Here is an 18,809-nt window from a genome sequence, read left to right on the forward strand (position 1 = left end):
CCTGTACTTGTAGTGCACAGACCCCTCCCCACTGTAGATCCGGGGCGTCACCGTTGAGGCACGAAGCGTGAAATCAAATCAGGCAGGGGAGCCAGGTGACGGGACGGACGAACCACGCCGCGCTGTGTGTGGAGGAAGCAGAGGAAACGGTGGACGGATTGCGATCGGCGCTCGCGGCAGCGGGAATTGTGCTGCCCTCGCTCGGGCTCGACCAGGGGTCAATCGCGCGGACTGCCCCGTGTCCCTTGGTGGAATTGGGGCGTTGTTCGGTTGACGCGGCGGCACGCCTGGCCGCCGTGCTCAGGTCAGCCCCGAACGACAGGAGCACCACCGCATGAAACCGCCGATCGGCTCCTATGCCGTCGACACGAGCACGGGACAGGTCGGCATGGTGATGGGGCACGAAGGGCCGTACGTGCAGTTACGGCCCTTCGGGGGCGGCCGGGAGTGGGACTGTCCGCCGGACGTGGTGCGGGAGGCGACGACGACGGAGCGGCTGAGCGCCGCGACGGCGTACGCGAACCGTCGCAGCCGGGGCGAGGTGCCCTGAGGGCTGCTTTCGGGCGCGCCGCCGTCGTGGCCGGCCGGGTGGGGGACAATGGCGGCATGAGTCTGTTCCGCGACGACGGCATTGTGCTGCGCACCCAGAAGCTGGGTGAAGCGGACCGCATCATCACCCTGCTCACCCGGAGTCACGGCCGCGTACGCGCCGTGGCCCGCGGAGTGCGGCGGACCAAGTCGAAGTTCGGGGCGCGGCTCGAACCCTTCTCCCATGTCGACGTGCAGTTCTTCGCGCGCGGCAGCGAGCTGATCGGGCGCGGGCTGCCGCTGTGCACCCAGAGCGAGACGATCGCCCCGTACGGCGGCGGGATCGTCATGGACTACGCCCGGTACACCGCCGGTACGGCGATGCTGGAGACGGCGGAACGGTTCACCGATCACGAGGGCGAGCCGGCCGTCCAGCAGTACCTGCTCCTCGTCGGCGCCCTGCGCACGCTGTCGCGCGGCGAGCACGAGCCGCATCTCATTCTCGACGCCTTTCTGCTGCGCTCCCTCGCGGTCAACGGCTACGCGCCGACCTTCGGCGACTGCGCGAAGTGCGGAATGCCCGGTCCCAACCGTTTCTTCTCCGTCGGTGCGGGCGGCTCGGTTTGCGTCGACTGCCGGGTACCGGGCAGCGTCGTACCCTCACCGCAGGCCCTCGTCCTGCTCGGTGCGCTGCTGACCGGGGACTGGGAGACGGCGGACTCGTGCGAGGCGCGGTTCGCGCGGGAGGGCAGCGGGCTGGTGTCGGCGTACCTGCACTGGCACCTGGAGCGCGGACTGCGCTCGCTGCGCTACGTAGAGAAAAGCTAGAGCTGAGCTAGGGGAGAGGCCCACCACCATGGCACGTCGCGGAATTCTCGGCCGGTCGTCACGACGCGAGTACGTCGTACCGGAGCCGCACCCGTCGGGCGCGCGGCCGCCGAAGATCCCGGGCGAGCTGGTTCCCGAGCACGTCGCCATCGTGATGGACGGCAACGGACGCTGGGCCAAGGAGCGCGGGCTGCCGCGCACCGAGGGGCACAAGGTCGGCGCCGAGCGGGTGCTCGACGTGCTCCAGGGCGCCATCGAGATGGGCGTCGGCGCGATCTCCCTCTACGCGTTCTCGACGGAGAACTGGAAGCGCTCCCCGGACGAGGTGAAGTTCCTCATGAACTTCAACCGGGACTTCATCCGCAAGACCCGCGACCAGCTCGACGAGCTGGGTGTGCGGGTGCGCTGGGTCGGGCGGATGCCCAAGCTGTGGAAGTCGGTCGCCAAGGAGCTGGAGATCTCCCAGGAGCAGACCAAGGACAACGACAAGCTGACCCTGTACTTCTGCATGAACTACGGCGGCCGCGCCGAGATCGCCGACGCCGCGCAGGCGCTCGCCGAGGACGTCAAGGCGGGCCGCCTGGACCCGTCCAAGGTCAGCGAGAAGACGTTCGCCAAGTACCTGTACTACCCGGACATGCCGGACGTCGACCTGTTCCTGCGGCCCAGCGGCGAACAGCGCACGTCCAACTACCTTCTGTGGCAGAGCGCCTACGCCGAGATGGTCTTCCAGGACGTCCTGTGGCCGGACTTCGACCGCCGCGACCTGTGGCGCGCGTGCGTGGAGTACGCGTCCCGGGACCGCCGCTTCGGCGGCGCGACCCCGAACGAGGTGCTGCTCCAGCTGGAGGGCCGCTCCGAGTCCTGATCCCGCGGTCCCGGGATACCCTCCCCTCGGTTCGATCAAGAACGAGGTCCAGGGGAGGGCCCATGGAGGACCGGGCGGAAGCCACGGTGGGGGAGCGCGTCGAGCTGGAGTACCAGCTGGTGCGCGAGGACTGGAGACAGGCGCTCAAGGCGCGGGCCAGGGCGTCGAGCCGTGCGGTGCGGATGCAGCGGCTGTTGCTGCTCGCCGCGGTGCTGCTCGGCGGGGTGTCGGTGGTGCCGCTGCTGCACGGGGAGGGGCCCGACCTGGTGCCTCTGGTGACCACCGTCCTGGTCGTCGTGCTGGTGTTCGTGCTCCAGCCCCGGCTCATGGCCCGCCAGTTCCACAAGATGGCGTCCCGGCACGGCACGTACCGCGCCGTGGTCGACGACACCGGCGCCACCGTCATCAACACGGGCGGCTCCACCCACCTGTACTGGACCGCCGCCCCGCACTACGCCGAGACCCCCGACCTGTTCGTCCTGCTCAGCGACGACAGGAACGTCTCGTGCCTCACCCTGCTGCCGAAGCGGGGCGCGCAGGAGCCCGGCGGCGCGGACGCCCTCCGGGCGCTGCTCGACCGGCACATCCGCCGCCTCTGACGGGCGACCTGGTGCTCCGCCGCCCGCAACTCGGGTACCGTGCGGGGCATGTCGAGTCCTGAGTCAGACACGGTGGGGGCTTTCGGTCACGCCGTCAGCCCCCTGCACCACTGAGCTCGTAGCCCTGCCGTCGCGCAGGGGTGCTCCGGGCCGGCCGCGGTGACGAGAAGACCCTCGCTGTTCCTCTCCTCGTCTCGGAGCCACTCGATGCCTCTCCCGCTGTATCTGCTTGCCCTGGCGGTCTTCGCCATGGGCACCTCGGAGTTCATGCTCGCCGGCCTCCTGCCGGACATCGCCTCGGGTTTCGACGTCAGCGTCGCAACCGCAGGCGTGCTCACCTCGGCCTTCGCGATCGGAATGATCGTGGGAGCTCCCGCGGTGGCCGCGCTGGCCCGCAACTGGCCCAGGCGCCGGGCCCTGCTCGGGTTCGTCGTCGTGTTCGCGGCGGCGCACGCCGTGGGTGCCGTCACCACCAGCTTTTCTCTTCTGTTCGCCACCCGGGTCGTCGCCGCGCTCGCGAACGCCGGGTTCCTCGCCGTCGCTCTGACGGCCGCGGCCGCGCTGGTCCCGCCCGACAGGAAGGGGCGCGCGCTGGCCGTGCTGCTCTCCGGCACGACGGTGGCCACGGTCGCCGGAGTCCCCGGCGGGGCGCTGCTCGGCTCGGCACTCGGCTGGCGGGCCACCTTCTGGGCCGTCGCCGCTCTCTGCCTGCCCGCCGCTCTCGGCATCCTGCGCGGCATTCCGGCGGGACGCGACGAGGGCGAGCCGACCGGCAGGCCGGCGTTGCGAGCGGAGCTGGCCCAGCTCGCCCGGCCGCGGTTGATCCTGGTGATGCTGCTCGGCGCGCTGGTGAACGCGGCCACCTTCGGCAGCCTCACCTTCCTCGCCCCCGTGGTGACCGACAGCGCCGGGCTGGGCGAGTGGTGGATCTCCGTCGCTCTGGTGCTCTTCGGCGCCGGTGCCTTCGTGGGCGTCACCGTCGCCGGACGGCTGTCCGACCGGAGTCCCGGCCCGGTCGTCGCGGTCGCCGGTCCGCTGCTGCTCATCGGCTGGCCGGCGCTCGCGGTGCTGGCCGACGAGCCGGCCGCCCTGCTCACCCTCGTGTTCGTGCAGGGCGCGCTGTCGTTCGCGCTGGGCAGCACGCTGATCACGCGGGTTCTCTACGAGGCTTCGGGCGCCCCCACGATGGCCGGTTCGTACGCGACGGCGGCGCTCAACGCGGGTGCCGCCGTCGGCCCCGTCGTGGCCGCGGCCGCGCTCGGCACCGGAGCCGGGGTCCTCGGGCCGTTCTGGGCGAGCGGTCTCCTCGTCGCCCTCGCGCTGCTCGTCGCGGTCCCCTCGCTGACCGTCATCACGGGCGACCGGAGCGCCGAGGCGCTGCGGTGACCATGCGAGGGGCTACGCGGGCCGGGCCGGTGGCCTCGGCCCGGACCTCAGGACGCGTTCGAGCAGTCCGCGCACGTACCGAAGATCTCCACCGTGTGCGCCACGTTCACGTACCCGTGCTCGGCCGCGATCGCCTCCGCCCACTTCTCCACCGCGGGGCCCTCCACCTCGACGGCCTTGCCGCACACGCGGCAGACCAGGTGGTGATGGTGGTCGCCCGAGGAGCAGCGGCGGTAGACGGCCTCGCCCTCCGAGGTGCGCAGGACGTCCACCTCGCCGGCGTCGGCGAGGGACTGGAGCGTGCGGTAGACCGTGGTCAGGCCGACCGAGTCGCCCTTGTGTTTGAGAACGTCGTGCAGTTCCTGGGCACTGCGGAACTCGTCCACCTCGTCGAGCGCCGCCGCAACTGCCGCGCGCTGGCGGGTCGACCTGCCTCGAACCGGGGCTGCCACGGGTTCCTCCTCACATCCCTGCCACCTGCGTACCGCCGCCATTGTGCCAGGCGGCGCGGTGGCCGAGTCAGCCATGAAGGGAAGGAGTCGCCGCCTGCTGCTCCGGGATCGGGCACGCGGCCGGGTCGCCGGAGGGCGTGGCGGCGGCCTTCGCCCGGCGCCGGGCGAGCGGGGTGGCCAGCAGGGTCAGCACGACGAAGACGGCGATCGTCAGGAGCACGATCGTCGCGCCGGGCGGCACGTCCTGGTAGTACGAGGTGACGGTGCCGCTCAGGGTCACCACGACACCGATCGCCACCGCGCCGATGAAGGTGGCCCGGAAACTGCGGGTCAGCTGCTGTGCGGCGGCGACCGGCACCACCATCAGGGCCGACACCAGGAGCAGCCCGACAACGCGCATGGCGACCGTCACCGTGACCGCGGCGGTGACCGCGATCAGCAGGTTCAGAGCGCGCACCGGCAGGCCGGTGACCCGCGCGAACTCCTCGTCCTGGCTGACCGCGAAGAGCTGCCTGCGCAGCCCGACGGTGACGAGGACCACGAACGCGGCGAGCCAGCAGATCGCCGTGATGTCGGCCGGGGAGACCGTCGCCAGCGAGCCGAAGAGGTACGAGCTGAGATTGGCGGTCGAGCCGCCGGGCGACAGGTTGATCAGCATGACGCCGCCCGCCATGCCGCCGTAGAAGAGCATGGCGAGCGCGATGTCGCCGCGCGTCTTGCCGTACCAGCGGATCAGCTCCATGATCAGCGCGCCGAGCACGGAGACCGCCATCGCCATCCACACGGGCGACGTGGACAGCAGGAAGCCGAGGCCGACACCGGTCATGGCGACGTGCCCGATGCCGTCGCCCATCAGGGCCTGGCGGCGCTGGACGAGATAGATGCCGATGGCGGGCGCCGTGATGCCGATGAGGACGGCGGCCAGCAGCGCCCGCTGCATGAAGGCGAAGTCGAGGAATTCCATGTCAGCTCAGCAGTCCGGTGCGTACGGGCTCCGCGTCGGCGGAGTGCGGGTGGACGTGGTCGTGGCCGGGCAGCGCGTGCTGGCCGACGGCCTTCGGGGGCGGCCCGTCGTGCAGGACGCAGCCGTCGCGCAGCACGACGGCCCGGTCGATCAGCGGCTCCAGCGGGCCGAGTTCGTGCAGCACGAGCAGGACGGTGGTGCCCGCCGCGACCTGCTCGCGCAGCGTCGCGGCCAGCACCTCCTGGCTGGCCAGGTCGACGCCCGCCATCGGCTCGTCCATGATCAGCAGCTCCGGCTGGGCGGCCAGCGCGCGGGCGATGAGCACGCGCTGGTGCTGGCCGCCGGAGAGCGCGTCGACGGAGTCCTTGGCGCGGTCGGCCATGCCCACCGACTCCAGGGCGCGGGCCACCGCGTCCCGGTCGGCCCGGCGCAGGATGCCGAACCGGGCGCGGGAGAGCCGCCCCGAGGAGACGACCTCGGTCACCGTCGCGGGCACCCCGCCCGCGGCCGTCGTGCGCTGAGGCACGTAACCCACGCGCGACCACTCCTTGAAGCGGCCGCGCGGGGTGCCGAACAGCTCGATGCCGCCGCCGGTGACCGGCACCTGGCCGATGATGCTGCGCACCGCGGTCGACTTGCCCGAGCCGTTCGCGCCGAGCAGCGCGACGACCTCGCCGCGGCGGACGGTGAGGTCGATGCCGCGCAGCACGGGGCGTGCGCCCAGCTCGGCCGTCACCGTGCGCATGGTGATCACGGGGTCGGTGTTCTCCGCCATGTCCGGGCCGCCCTTCGGCTCGCTGGGTCGCCGGGTCACTTGGTGCCGAGCGCCTTCTGGAGCGCGGCCAGGTTCGATTCCATGACCGCGATGTAGTCGTCACCCTGCGACTTCTTCGTGATGCCCTCGATCGGGTCGAGGACGGCCGTCTTCAGTCCGGTGTCACCCGCGAGGGTCTTCGCCGTCCTGTCGCTGACGAGGGTCTCGTAGAAGACGGTGCTGACGCCGTCGGCCTTCGCCATCTTCTGGAGTTCCTTGACGCGGGCGGCGCTGGGCTCGCTCTCCGGGTCGAGGCCGCTGATGGCTTCCTCGGTGAGGCCGTAGCGCTCGGCGAGGTAGCCGAAGGCCGCGTGCGTGGTGATGAAGACCTTGGTGTCGGTGTCCTTCAGGCCCGCCGCGTACTTCTTGTTCAGGCCGTCGAGCCTGCCGACCAGGTCCGCGGTGTTCTTCTTGTACTCGGCCGCGTGGTCCGGGTCGGCCTTCTCCAGGGCCTTGCCGACGCCCTCGGCGACCTCGGCGTACTTCACCGGGTCGAGCCAGATGTGCGGGTCGGTGCCCTCTTCGGAGCCGTGCTCGTGATCGTCGTGCTCGTCCGCGTGCCCGCCGACCTCGCTGCCGTGCTTCTCCAGGTCGGTCAGGGAGGCGGCGTCGACCTTGGTGCCGATGCCGGACTGGCTGATCGCCTCGTCGACGGAGGGCTGGAGGCCCTTCAGGTAGACCGCGACGTCGGCCTCTTCGAGCTGCCCGCGCTGCTGGGCGCTGACCTCCAGGTCGTGGGGCTCCTTGCCCGGCTCGGTCAGGTTGGTGACGGCGACGTGGTCGCCGCCGATCTGCTCGGCGAGGTACTGCATCGGGTAGAACGACGCCACCACGTCCAGCTTGCCGTCGCTGTTCTTGCCGTCGGCGGCGGAGGACCCGCACGCGGACAGCACGGTCAGGCCGAGCACTGTGGTGCCGGCGACGGCGGCGGTGGATATCAGGCGGCGGGAGGGACGCGGAGAGCGGCGTACGTTCATGACAGTCATTTTCAACAAAAGTGGAAACGATTGTCAACAAGCTCTTCGCGAGACCTTCGTCCCGCTCGGTCCCGCTCTGTGCCCCGGAACCGATTTGGTTCGGGAGGTGGGCCCGCCGGTAACCTGAGGCATTCGCTCCCGGAGCGCGTATCCAGCGCGCTCACCGTCGTCGTAATGAAGAGAGCACCGTGGCCGCCGACAAGATCGAAACCATCGTCAGCCTCAGCAAGCGCCGTGGCTTCGTCTATCCCTGCAGCGAGATCTACGGCGGTCAGCGGGCCGCCTGGGACTACGGGCCGCTGGGCGTGGAGCTGAAGGAGAACCTCAAGCGCCAGTGGTGGCGCTACATGGTCACCGCGCGCGAGGACGTCGTCGGTATCGACTCGTCCGTGATCCTGGCGACCGAGGTCTGGCAGGCGTCGGGCCACGTCGCCACGTTCACCGACCCCCTCACCGAGTGCACCTCCTGCCACAAGCGGTTCCGCGCGGACCACCTTGAAGAGGCGTACGAGGAGAAGAAGGGCCGCGCGCCCGAGAACGGCCTCGCCGACCTCACCTGCCCGAACTGTGGCAACAAGGGCACGTTCACCGAGCCCAAGCAGTTCTCCGGCCTGCTCTCCACGCATCTCGGCCCGACCCAGGACAGCGGCTCCGTCGCCTACCTGCGTCCCGAGACCGCGCAGGGCATCTTCACCAACTTCGCCCAGGTGCAGACCACTTCGCGCCGCAAGCCGCCGTTCGGCATCGCCCAGATGGGCAAGTCGTTCCGCAACGAGATCACGCCCGGCAACTTCATCTTCCGCACCCGTGAGTTCGAGCAGATGGAGATGGAGTTCTTCGTCAAGCCGGGCGAGGACGAGAAGTGGCAGGAGTACTGGATGGAGCAGCGCTGGAACTGGTACACCGGTCTCGGCCTGCGCGAGGAGAACATGCGGTGGTTCGAGCACCCGAAGGAGAAGCTCTCCCACTACTCGAAGCGCACCGCTGACATCGAGTACCGCTTCCGCTTCGGCGGCAGCGAGTGGGGCGAGCTGGAGGGCGTCGCCAACCGCACGGACTACGACCTCTCCGCGCACTCCAAGGCCTCCGGCCAGGACCTCTCCTACTTCGACCAGGAGAAGGGCGAGCGCTACACGCCGTACGTCATCGAGCCCGCGGCCGGTGTCGGCCGCACGATGCTGGCGTTCATGCTCGACTCCTACTTCGAGGACGAGGCGCCCAACGCCAAGGGCAAGATGGAGAAGCGCACGGTCATGCGCTTCGACCCGCGCATCGCCCCGGTGAAGGTCGCGGTCCTCCCGCTCTCCCGCAACCCCGAGCTGTCCCCGAAGGCGAAGGGTCTGGCCGCCGCGCTGCGCCAGAACTGGAACATCGACTTCGACGACGCCGGTGCCATCGGCCGCCGCTACCGCCGCCAGGACGAGATCGGTACGCCGTTCTGCGTCACGGTGGACTTCGACACCCTTGAGGACAACGCGGTGACGGTGCGCGAGCGCGACACCATGAAGCAGGAGCGCGTCTCCCTCGACCAGATCGAGGGCTACCTGGCCGCTCGCCTGGTCGGCTGCTGATCCAGGCATGTGACGAAAGCCCCGGCCCGCCGTTTCGGCGGTGGGCCGGGGCTTTTTGCTGCACACTGCGGCGTGTGCCTCACATGACGAGCAGCAAGGTCAGCCGCTGGGACCAGCACGGGCGCGGACATGTCGTGCGGGTCGAAAAGGCGGGTATGCAGCGCCAGTTGACGTGCGAGACGTGCGGCTGGCGGCGGAACGCGCAGTTCCTGCCGTGGCTCAAGGCCGAGGAGCATCTGGAACAGGTGCACCAGGCGACGGTGGATCCGACGGCGGGGACGACGACCGAGAAGCCCTGACCCGTCGCCCGGACAGGCTCTAGCAGCCCTCGGCGAGCACGCACTCGGCGGCCGCCAGTACCGTGCCGGCCTGATGGGCGACCTGCCGCCCGACGGGCACCCGGCGCAGCCGCAGCGCCTTCTCGAAGTCGGCGCACCACGTGCGGAACAGCCGGTCCAGCTCCGCGTGCAGCGCGGGCGCGGCCGGATCGGGTGAGGCGTCGAGGAGCCGCAGCAGCAGCCCGGCAGCGCGCAGCGGCTGGCGGCGGGCCGCGATCTCCAGCGCGGTGAGCTGCGCCGTCGGCAGCGGAGCGGCCCGGCGGGCCAGCGGCTCCCAGGACGCGGCGACCAGGTCGAAGAGGTCGTCGGCCATCCAGTCCAGGACGCGGCGTGGCGCGCTGTCCTCGGCGGACGGCAGGAACGCGGCGGCCTTGTCGAGGATCGAGGTCACCCGGGCGCCACCGTCCCGCACCAGCGCGGACAGCTCGCGCAGCGCGTTCCCGGTGCCGGGGTACGGGGTCGGGTCCGCGGCCGACTCCGCGGCCCAGACGGGGACTTCGACGATGGCCGTGATCCCGCCGTGGACCTGCGGGGCGCACCAAGTCGTCGGCCCGATGTCGTCCGTGCCCTCCGGAAGGCGCCCCTCGGGGTCGCGCGCGGGCAGGACGAAGACACCGGGACTCGGATTGTCCCAGTTCGGCGCGTCGTACGTGCCGTGCTGGAGCGGGATCGCGCAGCGCTCGGCACTGGCCGCGAACGGGGCTGCCAGGCCCGGCAGTTCACGGGTCAGCTGCACCCAGCTGCCGCCCGCGTCGGTGCCGTGCAGCGAGCACTGGAGCACCGGCCGCACCTCGTCGATGAGCCGGAACAGGGCGCGGGTCTCCGGCAGCGGCCCCCCGGCGATCGGCGCCCACTCCGGCTGGTGCGCGGCGACCGGGCGGAACGCGGCGCGGTAGTAACCGGCCAGGGTGTCGTCCGGTGCGGGCCCGCTCAGCGCGGCGCCGTCCGGGTCGAGGCACAGGACGATGTCCCAGGTGACCTGCGCGGGATCGGTCGCGGGGGAGGAGTGCCCGCCGCCCGCCACCTGCCGGGCGAGGGCCAGCGCGCTCGCCCCGCCGACCGGCTCGTCGGGATGCGGGCCCGCGACGACGAGGACGTGCCGGGCGCCGTGCCCGACGGACAGCAGCAGGATCGGCCGTCCTGCGCGGGAGAGCCCGATCCGGCGCAGCCGGCAGGTCCCGGGATACCGGGCGGCCAGCCGCCGGGCCGACTCGACGACCTCGGCGGCTGTGGGGCAGCGGTACACGTCCGGATCAGGATCCGCCGTTGCCGCCGCTCTCTCCGGTGGTCTCCTTCTTGTCCAGCGGACGGATCCTGATCCGGGTCGCCGGCTTCGCCTGGTGCGTCATGCCCTGTCCTTCCTTCGGGGGTGATCCCTGTGTGGGGGGTGGTCGGTCAGTTCGCTGACGTGCTCTTGCCAGAGTTCGCGCCGGGGGTGAGGGTTGTCAATCACCGTTGGCCCAGGGCCTGTTGGGACTCACGAGATTGGCGCGAAGATGACGGTGCGAGCGATGCGGCGGCCCCGGATCAAACCGGAGCACCGGGCCTACCGGACCGTCGACGGAAACATCAGGATCGGCAGCGTCGTGCACGGCATCGGCGCCGAGGTCGCCGACCCCCAGGGCTGGCTGTGGACGCTGGTGGAGTCGATGGACGGCACCCGCGACGCCGCCGCCGTCGTCGCCGAGGTGACCCGGCACCATCCCGGGCAGCCGCTCCCGGACACGGAGATCGTCCAGGCGATGACCGACCTGGCCGCGGCCGGGTTCGTCGAGGACGCCGGCGCCGAGCCGCCGCCCGAGCTGTCCGCGTCGGACCAGGAGCGCTACAGCCGGGGCATGACCCTGCTGCGCTGGATGGACCTCACCCCGCGCGCCGGCGCCTGGGAGCCGCAGCTGCGGCTGAGCCGGGCCCGGGTCCTGCTGCTCGGCGTCGGCGGCACCGGCGGGGCCGCCGCGCGCGACCTGGTCGCCTCCGGGGTGGGCGCCCTGCACTGCGTCGACCCGGACGTCGTCGAGCTGTCCAACCTCAACCGGCAGACCCTGTACCGGGAGACGGACCTCGGCGCCCCCAAGGCCGAGGCGGCCCTGCGCGCCCTGCGGGCCCTGAACCCGGCGGTCCGGCTCACGGCCGAGCGCACCGAGGTGCGCGGTCCCGACGATCTGCACGCCCTGCTCGGCGGCGGCCCGTCGGCGTACGACGTGCTGCTGCTCGCCGCCGACCGGCCCGCGGTGATCCGGCGCTGGGCCAACGAGGTCTGCCTCGCCGCCGGCACGCCCTGGGCCGAGGCCGGATACCGGGGGCCGCTGGTCTCCGTGGGCGTCTTCGTGCCCGGCCGGGGCCCGTGCTGGCAGTGCCTGCGCGACGCCGAGACCGAGCGGCGGGACCTACGGCTCGCGCCCGGGCAGGACGAGGACGTCGCCTCGCCCCGCATGCCGTGGAATCCGGCCAACGCCGTCACCGCGAGCCTGTCCGGCAGCCTTCTCGCGCAGGCCGCCGTCACGCTGCTGTGCGGCATCCCGCCGGTCGACCCCGGCTACCGGCACGGCCTCAACCTCATGGTCCCCGGCGATCCCGTCCTCCATCGCTGCGAGCCCCGGCCCGGCTGTCCCGCCTGCGGCACAGCGGGGACGGCGGGCCGCCCGTGACGGACACGGCCGACCCGCCCCGCATCACGCCCACCACCCGGGTGGTCCTGCACGACCTCGCGGTGCGGCGCGACCGGGACGACTGGATCGTGGGCCGGATGACCACCCGCACCTTCGTCGCCCTGCCGGACGTCGGCGTGCGCGCCGTCCAACTCCTGCGCGAGGGACGGACGGTGGGCCGTACCGCCGAGGTGCTGCGCGCCGAGACGGGCGAGGAGTTCGGGATCACCGAGTTCGTCGAGGACCTGGCCGCCCTCGGCTTCGTGGCCCGGATCGGCGCACACCCGCTCCCGGACACCGCACCGCCGCCCGCGTCGCTGCCCCGGCTGTGCCCGCGCCACGTCCGGCTCGCTCTGCACCCGGTGCTGCCCTGGCTCGTCGCGGCACTGCTCACCTCGGCGCTCGTCGCCCTGGTCCGCAGTCCCGAACTGCTGCCGGGCTACCGGGACTTGCTGTGGAGCAGACACGGGAGCCCGGTCCTGCTCAGCGGGGCGGCGGCCGGCTGGGCGCTGGTCCTCGCCCACGAGCTGGCCCACCTGGTGGCGGCCCGCGCCGCGGGCGTGCCGGGGCGTATCCGGCTCGGCACCCGGCTTCAGTTCCTCGTGATGCAGACCGACATCAGCGGCATCGAACTGGCCCCGCGCCGGCACCGGTTGACCGCCTACCTGGCGGGCATCGCCCTCAACCTGTCCGTCGCGTCCTGCCTGCTGCTGGTCCTGGCCGCGGCGGACCCCGGCCCGACGGCCGCCGGGTTCCTGGCGGCCGGACTGCTGCTCGCGCTGCTGCCGCTGCCCTTCCAGCTCATGGTGTTCACCCGCACCGACCTGTACTTCGTCCTCCAGGACCTCACCGGCTGCCGGAATCTGTACGGGGACGGGCTCGCGTACGCCCGGTACGCGGCCCGGCGCCTGACCCGCCGCGCGGCGGCCGACCCGAGCCTCCGGCTGCCCGCGCACGAGCGCAGGGCGGTGCGCGGCTACAGCGTGGTCCTCGTCGTCGGCACCGTGCTCTGCCTGGCGTTCATGGCCTGCGTGACCCTGCCCGCCGACGTGACCCTGCTGGTCCGCGCGGCCCGCGGCCTCGGCCCCGGGCACGGTCTCGCGGGCAACGCGGACGCGGCAGCGGTGCTGCTCGTCCTCGGCGGGGTCAACGTCCTGTGGGCGGTGACCTGGTGGCGGGGGCGCAGGGCGTCCCGCGCCGCCGGAAGCGGCTAGCGCTTCTCGATGCCCCGCATCACCAGATCGACCACCGCGCCGAACGCCGCCTCCGCGTCTGGGCGGGCCCACTCCGGGGCGTACACCGGGTCGTGGAAGTGGGCGGTGGCCTCGAAGACCGCGCGGACCGTCGCCGCGGTGTCGGGCACCTCGAACTCGCCCCGGTCCACGCCCTCTTGGAGGATCGCCGTGAGCTGGCCGAGGAGTTCGGCGATGTGGGCGTCGACCACCTCGCTGTTCTCCGTCGTCAGGACCGTGTACGTGGCGAACAGCTCCGGGTCGTCGCCCGCCTTGTGCCGCTTGGCGTCGAAGAGGGCCGACAGCCAGTGCCGCAGCTTGGCGGCGGGCGGCTCGGCACCGGCCGTGACCGCCGACAGAACGCCGGTCGTCCGGTCCAGCCAGCGCTTGGTCACCGCGCCGCGCAGCTCGGCCTTCGTACGGAAGTGGCGGTACACCGAGCCGTGGCTGACCCCGAGCGCGCGGGCCACGTCGACCACCGTCGCCTTCGCGGCGCCGTGGCGGCGCAGCACGTCCTCGGTCGCGGCGAGGATGCGCTCGGGGGTCAGGGTCTCGGTGGTCGGTGCCATGTCAGTGACCGTACCCGGACACGGTCAGCGCTCGCTGTCGAGGTGTGCCATCTGGGCCGCCGGGTAGCGCTCGCCGGCCGCGGCGCCCGCGGGCACGGCCGCCTCGATCGCGGCCAGCTCCGTGTCGTCGAGCGTCACGTCGAGCGCGCCGAGGGCTTCGGTCAGCCGGGTGCGGCTGCGGGCGCCGATCAGCGGCACGATGTCGTCACCGCGGCTGAGCACCCAGGCGATCGCGATCTGCGCGACGCTGACGCCCTTCTGCTCGGCGATCTTGCGGAGCTGCTCGACCAGGTCCAGGTTGTGGTCCAGGTTCTCGCCCTGGAAGCGGGGCGAGAAGGAGCGGAAGTCGCCCGGGGTGAGCTGCCGGTCGCGGGTGTAGTGCCCGGAGATCAGGCCGCGCGAGAGCACGCCGTACGCGGTGATGCCGATGCCCAGCTCACGGGTGGTGGGCAGGATCGTGTCCTCGATGCCGCGCGAGATCAGCGAGTACTCGATCTGGAGGTCGGAGATGGGGGCGGTGGCGGCGGCCCGGCGGATCGTCTCCGCGCCGACCTCGCTCAGCCCGATGTGCCGTACGTGGCCCTTCTCGACCAGCTCGGCGATGGCGCCGACGGTCTCCTCGATCGGCACGTCCGGGTCGAGCCGGGCGATCCGGTAGACGTCGATGTGGTCGACGCCGAGCCGCTGGAGCGAGTACGCGACGAAGTTGCGCACCGCCTGGGGCCGGCCGTCATAGCCCGACCAGCCGCCGTCCGGGTCGCGCAGCGCGCCGAACTTCACGCTGGTCAGCGCATTGGCCCGGGCCGCGGCGGGCGCCGAGCGCAGCGCCTCGCCGATCAGCATCTCGTTGTGCCCCATGGCGTAGAAGTCGCCCGTGTCGAGCAGCGTCACGCCCGCGTCGAGCGCCGCGTGGACGGTGGCGACGGACTCGGCCCGGTCGCTCTCGCCGTACAGCGCGGACATGCCCATGCAGCCGAGGCCGACGGCGGCGGTGCGGGGGCCGGTGGTTCCGAGGGTTCGTGTGGGGAGGTTCATGCCTCCAGCCTGACATGACAGATGACAGATTTCAATATCTGTCATCTGTCACTTGTTATTTGTCAGGCCGGGCGACGGGAGGGTCCGCCCGGCCTGCCGCCTCAGGCGATGGCCCGCGGTAGCCGCAGGCTCAGTACCGCCGTCACCACGATCGCGCCCAACTGCGCCAGCAGCGTCACGATCAGCGCGTCCCGCATGCCCACGTCGGCGGCGAGGGCGAGGAACAGTGAGCCGAGGGTGGCGACGCCGAGGGCCAGGGCCGACTGGTGGGTCGTCGTCAGGACGCCGCTGCCGACGCCCGCCCGCGCCGCGGGCACCTCGGACAGCACGATGCGGAACAGGACCGGGAGCTGGAGGGCCTGGCCCGCGCCCATCAGGACCGCGCCCGGCATCAGTTCGAGGACGCCGAGGTGCGGCCAGGTGCGCCACGCCGTCCACACGACCACCGCGATACCGGTCGCCTGGAGGACGCCGCCCGCCGTGACCACCCGCGTGCCCCAGCGGGCGATGAGCCGGGGCCCGGCCAGCGAGGTCAGGAAGAAGACCACCGCGAACGGCGCGAGCGCGAGCCCGGCGACGACCGGGTCGAGCCCCTCGCCCTGCTGAAGCGACACCGCGATCGCGAACATGAACGCGCTCAGCCCGATGTCGAAGGGCACGATCATGACCAACGCGCGGCGCAGGGAGGTGAGTCGGAAGAGGGACGGCGGGACCAGCGGGGTGCGGCCCGCCCGGTCGGCGGAGCGCTCCACCCGGTAGAAGACGTACGCCAGGACGGGGAACGCGGCGAACGACAGCCACGTCCACAGCGGCCAGCCCGCCGCGCGCCCCTCGGTCAGCGGCGCGAGGAGCGCGGTCAGCGTCAGCGCGAGCAGGACCGTGCCGGGTACGTCGACCGGCTCGGGCCGCGGCGAGCGGGTGCTCGGGACCGTGCGGGCGGTCAGCGCGAGGGCGACGGCGGCCACCGGCACGTTCACCAGGAACACCGCGCGCCAGCCGGTGCCGAACAGGTCGGCGGAGACCAGGACCCCGCCGAGGACCTGGCCCGTCACCATCGACAGGCCCGCCATCGCGCCGTACAGGCTCATGGCGCGGGCCCGGTGCGGCCCGGCCTTGGTGGTGGCCTGGATCGTGGCGAGGACCTGCGGCGCGATCAGCGCGGAGGCCGCGCCCTGCGCCACCCGCGCGATCACCAGGAACGTCGCGTTCGGGGCGAGACCGCAGGCCAGCGAGGTCAGCGCGAACGTGGTCAGGCCGAGCGAGAACAGCGCGCGCCGGCCCAGCAGATCGCCGAGCCTGCCGCACAGCACGAGCAGCACCGCGAACGCGATGCCGTAACCCGAGATGACGAGCTCCAGGACCGACTCGCTCGCGCGCAGATCGCGGTCGATGTCGGGCAGTGCGACGTTGACGATGAAGAAGTCGATGAGAGGCAGGGCCGCACCGAGCAGCACCGTGAACAGACCGGTCCCGGTGAGCACGGGGGCTTCCGGGGGCGTGGCCCGCGCCGGTGCGGCGGTGGGTGTCTGGGTGGTCATGGCATCGAGAATCCGCCGCCCGCGAGACGGGTACCAGAGTGTTCTTATCCTGGTAGAACCTCTACCTGGAAACAGGATCCGCGGCGTCGCACGCTGGGAGCGTGACCACCTTGACGCAGGAAGTTCGGCAGAGCGACGTGGCGGGCGGGCGGCCCGGCGAGATCCGGCGGCACGAGCTGGCCGGATTCCTGCGCAGCCGCCGCGAGCGCATCACGCCCGAGGAGGTCGGCCTGCCGCGCGGCCGCCGGCGCCGCACCCCGGGGCTGCGCCGCGAGGAGGTCGCGCACCTCTCCGCCGTCGGCGTCACCTGGTACACGTGGCTGGAGCAGGCCCGCGACATCCAGGTCTCCGCGCAGGTCCTCGACGCGCTGGCGCGGGCGCTGCGGCTCGACGCGGGGGAGCGGGCCCACCTCTTCGGCCTGGCCGGTGCCATCGACCCGACCCCGGCGGCGGGCTGCGCCACCGTCACGCCCGAACTGCGCCTGATGCTGGACCAGTTGGCGCCGTTCCCGGCCTGTGTGCAGAACAGCCGCTACGACATCCTCGCCTTCAACCGCACGTACGGATCGCTCTTCTGCGACCTGGAGGCGGTCCCCGTCGAGGACCGCAACGTGATGCTGCTGGCCTTCACGCACGAGCAGTGGCGGTCCTCGATCGTGCACCTGGACGAGGTGCTGCCGACGATGACCGCCAAGTTCCGCGCGACGATGGCGGGCCACCTCGGTGAACCCGCCTGGAAGCTGCTGCTCCAGCGGCTCACCGAGGCGTCGGAGGAGTTCCGCGGGCTGTGGGAGCGCTACGAGGTGCAGCAGACGTCCACCAGCAAGGTCAAGCACTTCCGCAACGCCCACGTCGGCCCGGTCTCCGTCGTCCACACCGACCTGTGGCTGGGCGGCGACGCGGCCGCGCGCCTGGTCACGTACACCCCGGCGGACGACACGAGCCGCGAGCGCCTGCGCGAACTGGAGAAGCTGACCGCGGACCGCTGAGCCCTACCGGGCCGACGCCTTCGTCAGCGCCGCGTCCTCCGGCTCCTCCAGGCGCTCCGCCGTCCGCCGAGCCGTGCCGCGCGCCCACGCCCCGCTGGTCACCGCGCCGAGCACGAGCACCGCGAGCCCGCACCCGGCGATGATCCACCAGCACGCCCGCCCGGCACTGACGAACGCATCGGCGTAAGCGGATCCGGCGACGCCCGAGGCGAGCACCGCGCCGATGACGGCGACGCCGAGGGTCTGCCCGATCTGCCGGCTGGTGGAGGCGACGGCCGCGGCCACCCCGGCCTGGGCGCGCGGCATTCCGGAGACGGCGGTGTTGGTGATCGGCGCGTTCACGAAACCGAAGCCGATGCCGAAGAGCACGTACCCGATGGTGAGCGTGGTGTTCGAGGTCTCCGAGTCGAAGGCGGCGAACAGCACCCCGCTCGCCGTCATCATCACGCCCGCGACCAGCAGCGGAAGGCGCGGGCCGCGACTGCCGACCAGCCGGCCCGACAGCGGCGCGCAGACGAACGTCATCGCCGCCATCGGCAGCATCCACAGGCCCGCGTGCAGCGCGTCCAGACCGCGCACGTCCTGGAGGTAGAGCGTCGAAAGGAACAGGAAGCCGCCGAGCGCCGCGAACCCGCAGATCGCGATGACGGTGGCCCCGCTGAACGGCGCCGAGCGGAAGAACCGCAGATCGATCAGCGGCTCCGTCCGGCGCGGCTCGTACAGCAGGATGCCGACGAGCGCGGCCAGCGCGAGAGCCGCGCAGCCCACGATCCGCGCGGAGGTCCAGCCCGCCGAGGGCGCCTCGATGATCGCGTACGTGAGTGAGCCGAGCAGCGCGATGATCAGGACCTGCCCGACCGGGTCCGGGCGGCGGGCCTTCGGGGCGCGGGACTCGGGCACGTACCGCAGGGTGAGGACGAGGGCCGCGAGGCCGACCGGGAGGTTGATCCAGAAGATCGAGCGCCAGCCGACCGAGTCCACGAGCAGCCCGCCGACCAGCGGGCCCGCGGCCATCGAGATGCCGACGACCCCGCCCCACACCCCGATGGCACGGGCCCGCTCGCGCGGGTCGGTGAAGGTGTTGGTGATGATCGACATCGCGACCGGGTTGAGCATCGAGCCGCCGACCGCCTGCACCATCCGGAAGGCGACGAGCGACTCCAGGGTGGGCGCGAGGGAGCAGGCCACCGACGCGGCCGTGAAGATCACGAGCCCGGTCATGAAGACCTTGCGGCGCCCGATCCGGTCGGCCGTCGAACCGGCCAGCATCAGCAGCGAGGCGAGGACGAGCGTGTAGGCGTCGATCGTCCACTGCATGCCCGAGAGCGTGGCGTCGAAGTCCTTCGCCATGGCTGGCAGGGCGACGTTCAGGACGGTGTTGTCGAGGCTGACGATCAGCAGACTCATGCAGCAGATCGCCAGGATCAGCATGCGCCGCCGCGCGGTCAGGGTGGGTGCATCGGGCATGTAATC

Annotated in this window: 20 protein-coding genes; 11 read left to right on the top strand and 9 right to left on the bottom strand. The window is 72.0% G+C overall.

Annotated features, from left to right (window positions below; translation table 11 throughout):
- Positions 1-95: 95 nt before the first annotated feature.
- From K377_RS42525 to K377_RS35095, 6 genes are all read left to right on the top strand, one after another.
- Positions 96-338 (top strand): hypothetical protein, encoded by a 243-nt coding sequence (locus tag K377_RS42525; RefSeq protein ID WP_111667669.1) that lies wholly within the window; start codon positions 96-98, stop codon positions 336-338.
- Positions 335-550 (top strand): hypothetical protein, encoded by a 216-nt coding sequence (locus K377_RS35075; protein ID WP_111667670.1) that lies wholly within the window; start codon positions 335-337, stop codon positions 548-550. Before K377_RS42525 ends, K377_RS35075 begins: the two co-directional genes overlap by 4 nt.
- Before the next feature lie 56 nt (positions 551-606).
- Complete coding sequence (recO, locus tag K377_RS35080; protein ID WP_111667671.1) at positions 607-1,356, top strand: DNA repair protein RecO; 750 nt, start codon at positions 607-609, stop codon at positions 1,354-1,356.
- A gap of 28 nt (positions 1,357-1,384) precedes the next feature.
- On the top strand, positions 1,385-2,224 hold the full coding sequence (locus tag K377_RS35085; protein ID WP_111667672.1) for an isoprenyl transferase: 840 nt from the start codon (positions 1,385-1,387) through the stop codon (positions 2,222-2,224).
- Between the two features lie 62 nt (positions 2,225-2,286).
- Positions 2,287-2,823: a YcxB family protein gene (locus K377_RS35090; RefSeq protein WP_111667673.1), complete on the top strand. Its 537-nt coding sequence runs from the start codon at positions 2,287-2,289 to the stop codon at positions 2,821-2,823.
- A gap of 207 nt (positions 2,824-3,030) precedes the next feature.
- On the top strand, positions 3,031-4,209 hold the full coding sequence (locus K377_RS35095) for a Cmx/CmrA family chloramphenicol efflux MFS transporter (RefSeq protein ID WP_111667674.1): 1,179 nt from the start codon (positions 3,031-3,033) through the stop codon (positions 4,207-4,209).
- A gap of 47 nt (positions 4,210-4,256) precedes the next feature.
- Here K377_RS35095 and K377_RS35100 read toward each other — a convergent pair whose 3' ends face one another.
- Genes K377_RS35100 through K377_RS35115 form a run of 4 tightly spaced genes read right to left on the bottom strand, consistent with a single transcriptional unit; the run spans position 4,257 to position 7,416 of the window.
- Positions 4,257-4,703 (bottom strand): transcriptional repressor, encoded by a 447-nt coding sequence (locus K377_RS35100; RefSeq protein ID WP_111667675.1) that lies wholly within the window; start codon positions 4,701-4,703, stop codon positions 4,257-4,259.
- 25 nt (positions 4,704-4,728) lie between these two features.
- Positions 4,729-5,625, bottom strand: a complete 897-nt coding sequence (locus tag K377_RS35105; protein ID WP_111667676.1) for a metal ABC transporter permease — start codon at positions 5,623-5,625, stop codon at positions 4,729-4,731.
- A 1-nt stretch (position 5,626) separates the two neighbouring features.
- On the bottom strand, positions 5,627-6,400 hold the full coding sequence (locus K377_RS35110) for a metal ABC transporter ATP-binding protein (protein ID WP_111667733.1): 774 nt from the start codon (positions 6,398-6,400) through the stop codon (positions 5,627-5,629).
- A 35-nt stretch (positions 6,401-6,435) separates the two neighbouring features.
- On the bottom strand, positions 6,436-7,416 hold the full coding sequence (locus tag K377_RS35115; protein ID WP_111667677.1) for a metal ABC transporter substrate-binding protein: 981 nt from the start codon (positions 7,414-7,416) through the stop codon (positions 6,436-6,438).
- Positions 7,417-7,604: 188 nt separating this feature from the next.
- Between K377_RS35115 and K377_RS35120 the strand changes: the two genes are divergently transcribed.
- Both K377_RS35120 and K377_RS35125 read left to right on the top strand, forming a co-directional pair.
- Complete coding sequence (locus K377_RS35120; protein WP_111667678.1) at positions 7,605-8,987, top strand: glycine--tRNA ligase; 1,383 nt, start codon at positions 7,605-7,607, stop codon at positions 8,985-8,987.
- Positions 8,988-9,061: 74 nt separating this feature from the next.
- Complete coding sequence (locus K377_RS35125) at positions 9,062-9,286, top strand: hypothetical protein (protein WP_111667679.1); 225 nt, start codon at positions 9,062-9,064, stop codon at positions 9,284-9,286.
- 19 nt (positions 9,287-9,305) lie between these two features.
- Here the strand turns inward: K377_RS35125 and K377_RS35130 are convergent, their stop codons facing one another.
- Positions 9,306-10,571 (bottom strand): M14 family zinc carboxypeptidase, encoded by a 1,266-nt coding sequence (locus K377_RS35130; RefSeq protein WP_111667680.1) that lies wholly within the window; start codon positions 10,569-10,571, stop codon positions 9,306-9,308.
- Between the two features lie 250 nt (positions 10,572-10,821).
- On the opposite strand from K377_RS35130, the gene K377_RS35135 reads away from it, so the two are divergent.
- Both K377_RS35135 and K377_RS35140 read left to right on the top strand, forming a co-directional pair.
- Positions 10,822-11,973 carry a ThiF family adenylyltransferase gene (locus tag K377_RS35135; protein ID WP_181512726.1) on the top strand — a complete coding sequence of 384 codons (1,152 nt, stop codon included), beginning with the start codon at positions 10,822-10,824 and terminating at the stop codon, positions 11,971-11,973.
- Positions 11,970-13,187 (top strand): hypothetical protein, encoded by a 1,218-nt coding sequence (locus tag K377_RS35140; RefSeq protein ID WP_111667681.1) that lies wholly within the window; start codon positions 11,970-11,972, stop codon positions 13,185-13,187. Before K377_RS35135 ends, K377_RS35140 begins: the two co-directional genes overlap by 4 nt.
- On the opposite strand, the gene K377_RS35145 is transcribed toward K377_RS35140, so the two are convergent.
- The 3 genes from K377_RS35145 to K377_RS35155 form a co-directional block, all read right to left on the bottom strand.
- Positions 13,184-13,774: a TetR family transcriptional regulator gene (locus tag K377_RS35145; protein ID WP_111667682.1), complete on the bottom strand. Its 591-nt coding sequence runs from the start codon at positions 13,772-13,774 to the stop codon at positions 13,184-13,186. The two genes, K377_RS35140 and K377_RS35145, sit on opposite strands and share 4 nt — an antisense overlap.
- Before the next feature lie 24 nt (positions 13,775-13,798).
- Complete coding sequence (locus K377_RS35150; protein ID WP_111667683.1) at positions 13,799-14,809, bottom strand: aldo/keto reductase; 1,011 nt, start codon at positions 14,807-14,809, stop codon at positions 13,799-13,801.
- Between the two features lie 101 nt (positions 14,810-14,910).
- Positions 14,911-16,347 (bottom strand): MFS transporter, encoded by a 1,437-nt coding sequence (locus K377_RS35155; RefSeq protein ID WP_111667684.1) that lies wholly within the window; start codon positions 16,345-16,347, stop codon positions 14,911-14,913.
- Positions 16,348-16,448: 101 nt separating this feature from the next.
- Between K377_RS35155 and K377_RS35160 the strand changes: the two genes are divergently transcribed.
- Complete coding sequence (locus tag K377_RS35160) at positions 16,449-17,336, top strand: helix-turn-helix transcriptional regulator (RefSeq protein ID WP_111667685.1); 888 nt, start codon at positions 16,449-16,451, stop codon at positions 17,334-17,336.
- A 3-nt stretch (positions 17,337-17,339) separates the two neighbouring features.
- On the opposite strand, the gene K377_RS35165 is transcribed toward K377_RS35160, so the two are convergent.
- Complete coding sequence (locus K377_RS35165; protein ID WP_111667686.1) at positions 17,340-18,803, bottom strand: MFS transporter; 1,464 nt, start codon at positions 18,801-18,803, stop codon at positions 17,340-17,342.
- Between the last annotated feature and the right edge of the window lie 6 nt (positions 18,804-18,809).

It is taken from the genome of Streptomyces sp. PsTaAH-137, assembly GCF_003259365.1.
Taxonomy (GTDB): Bacteria; Actinomycetota; Actinomycetes; order Streptomycetales; family Streptomycetaceae; genus Streptomyces.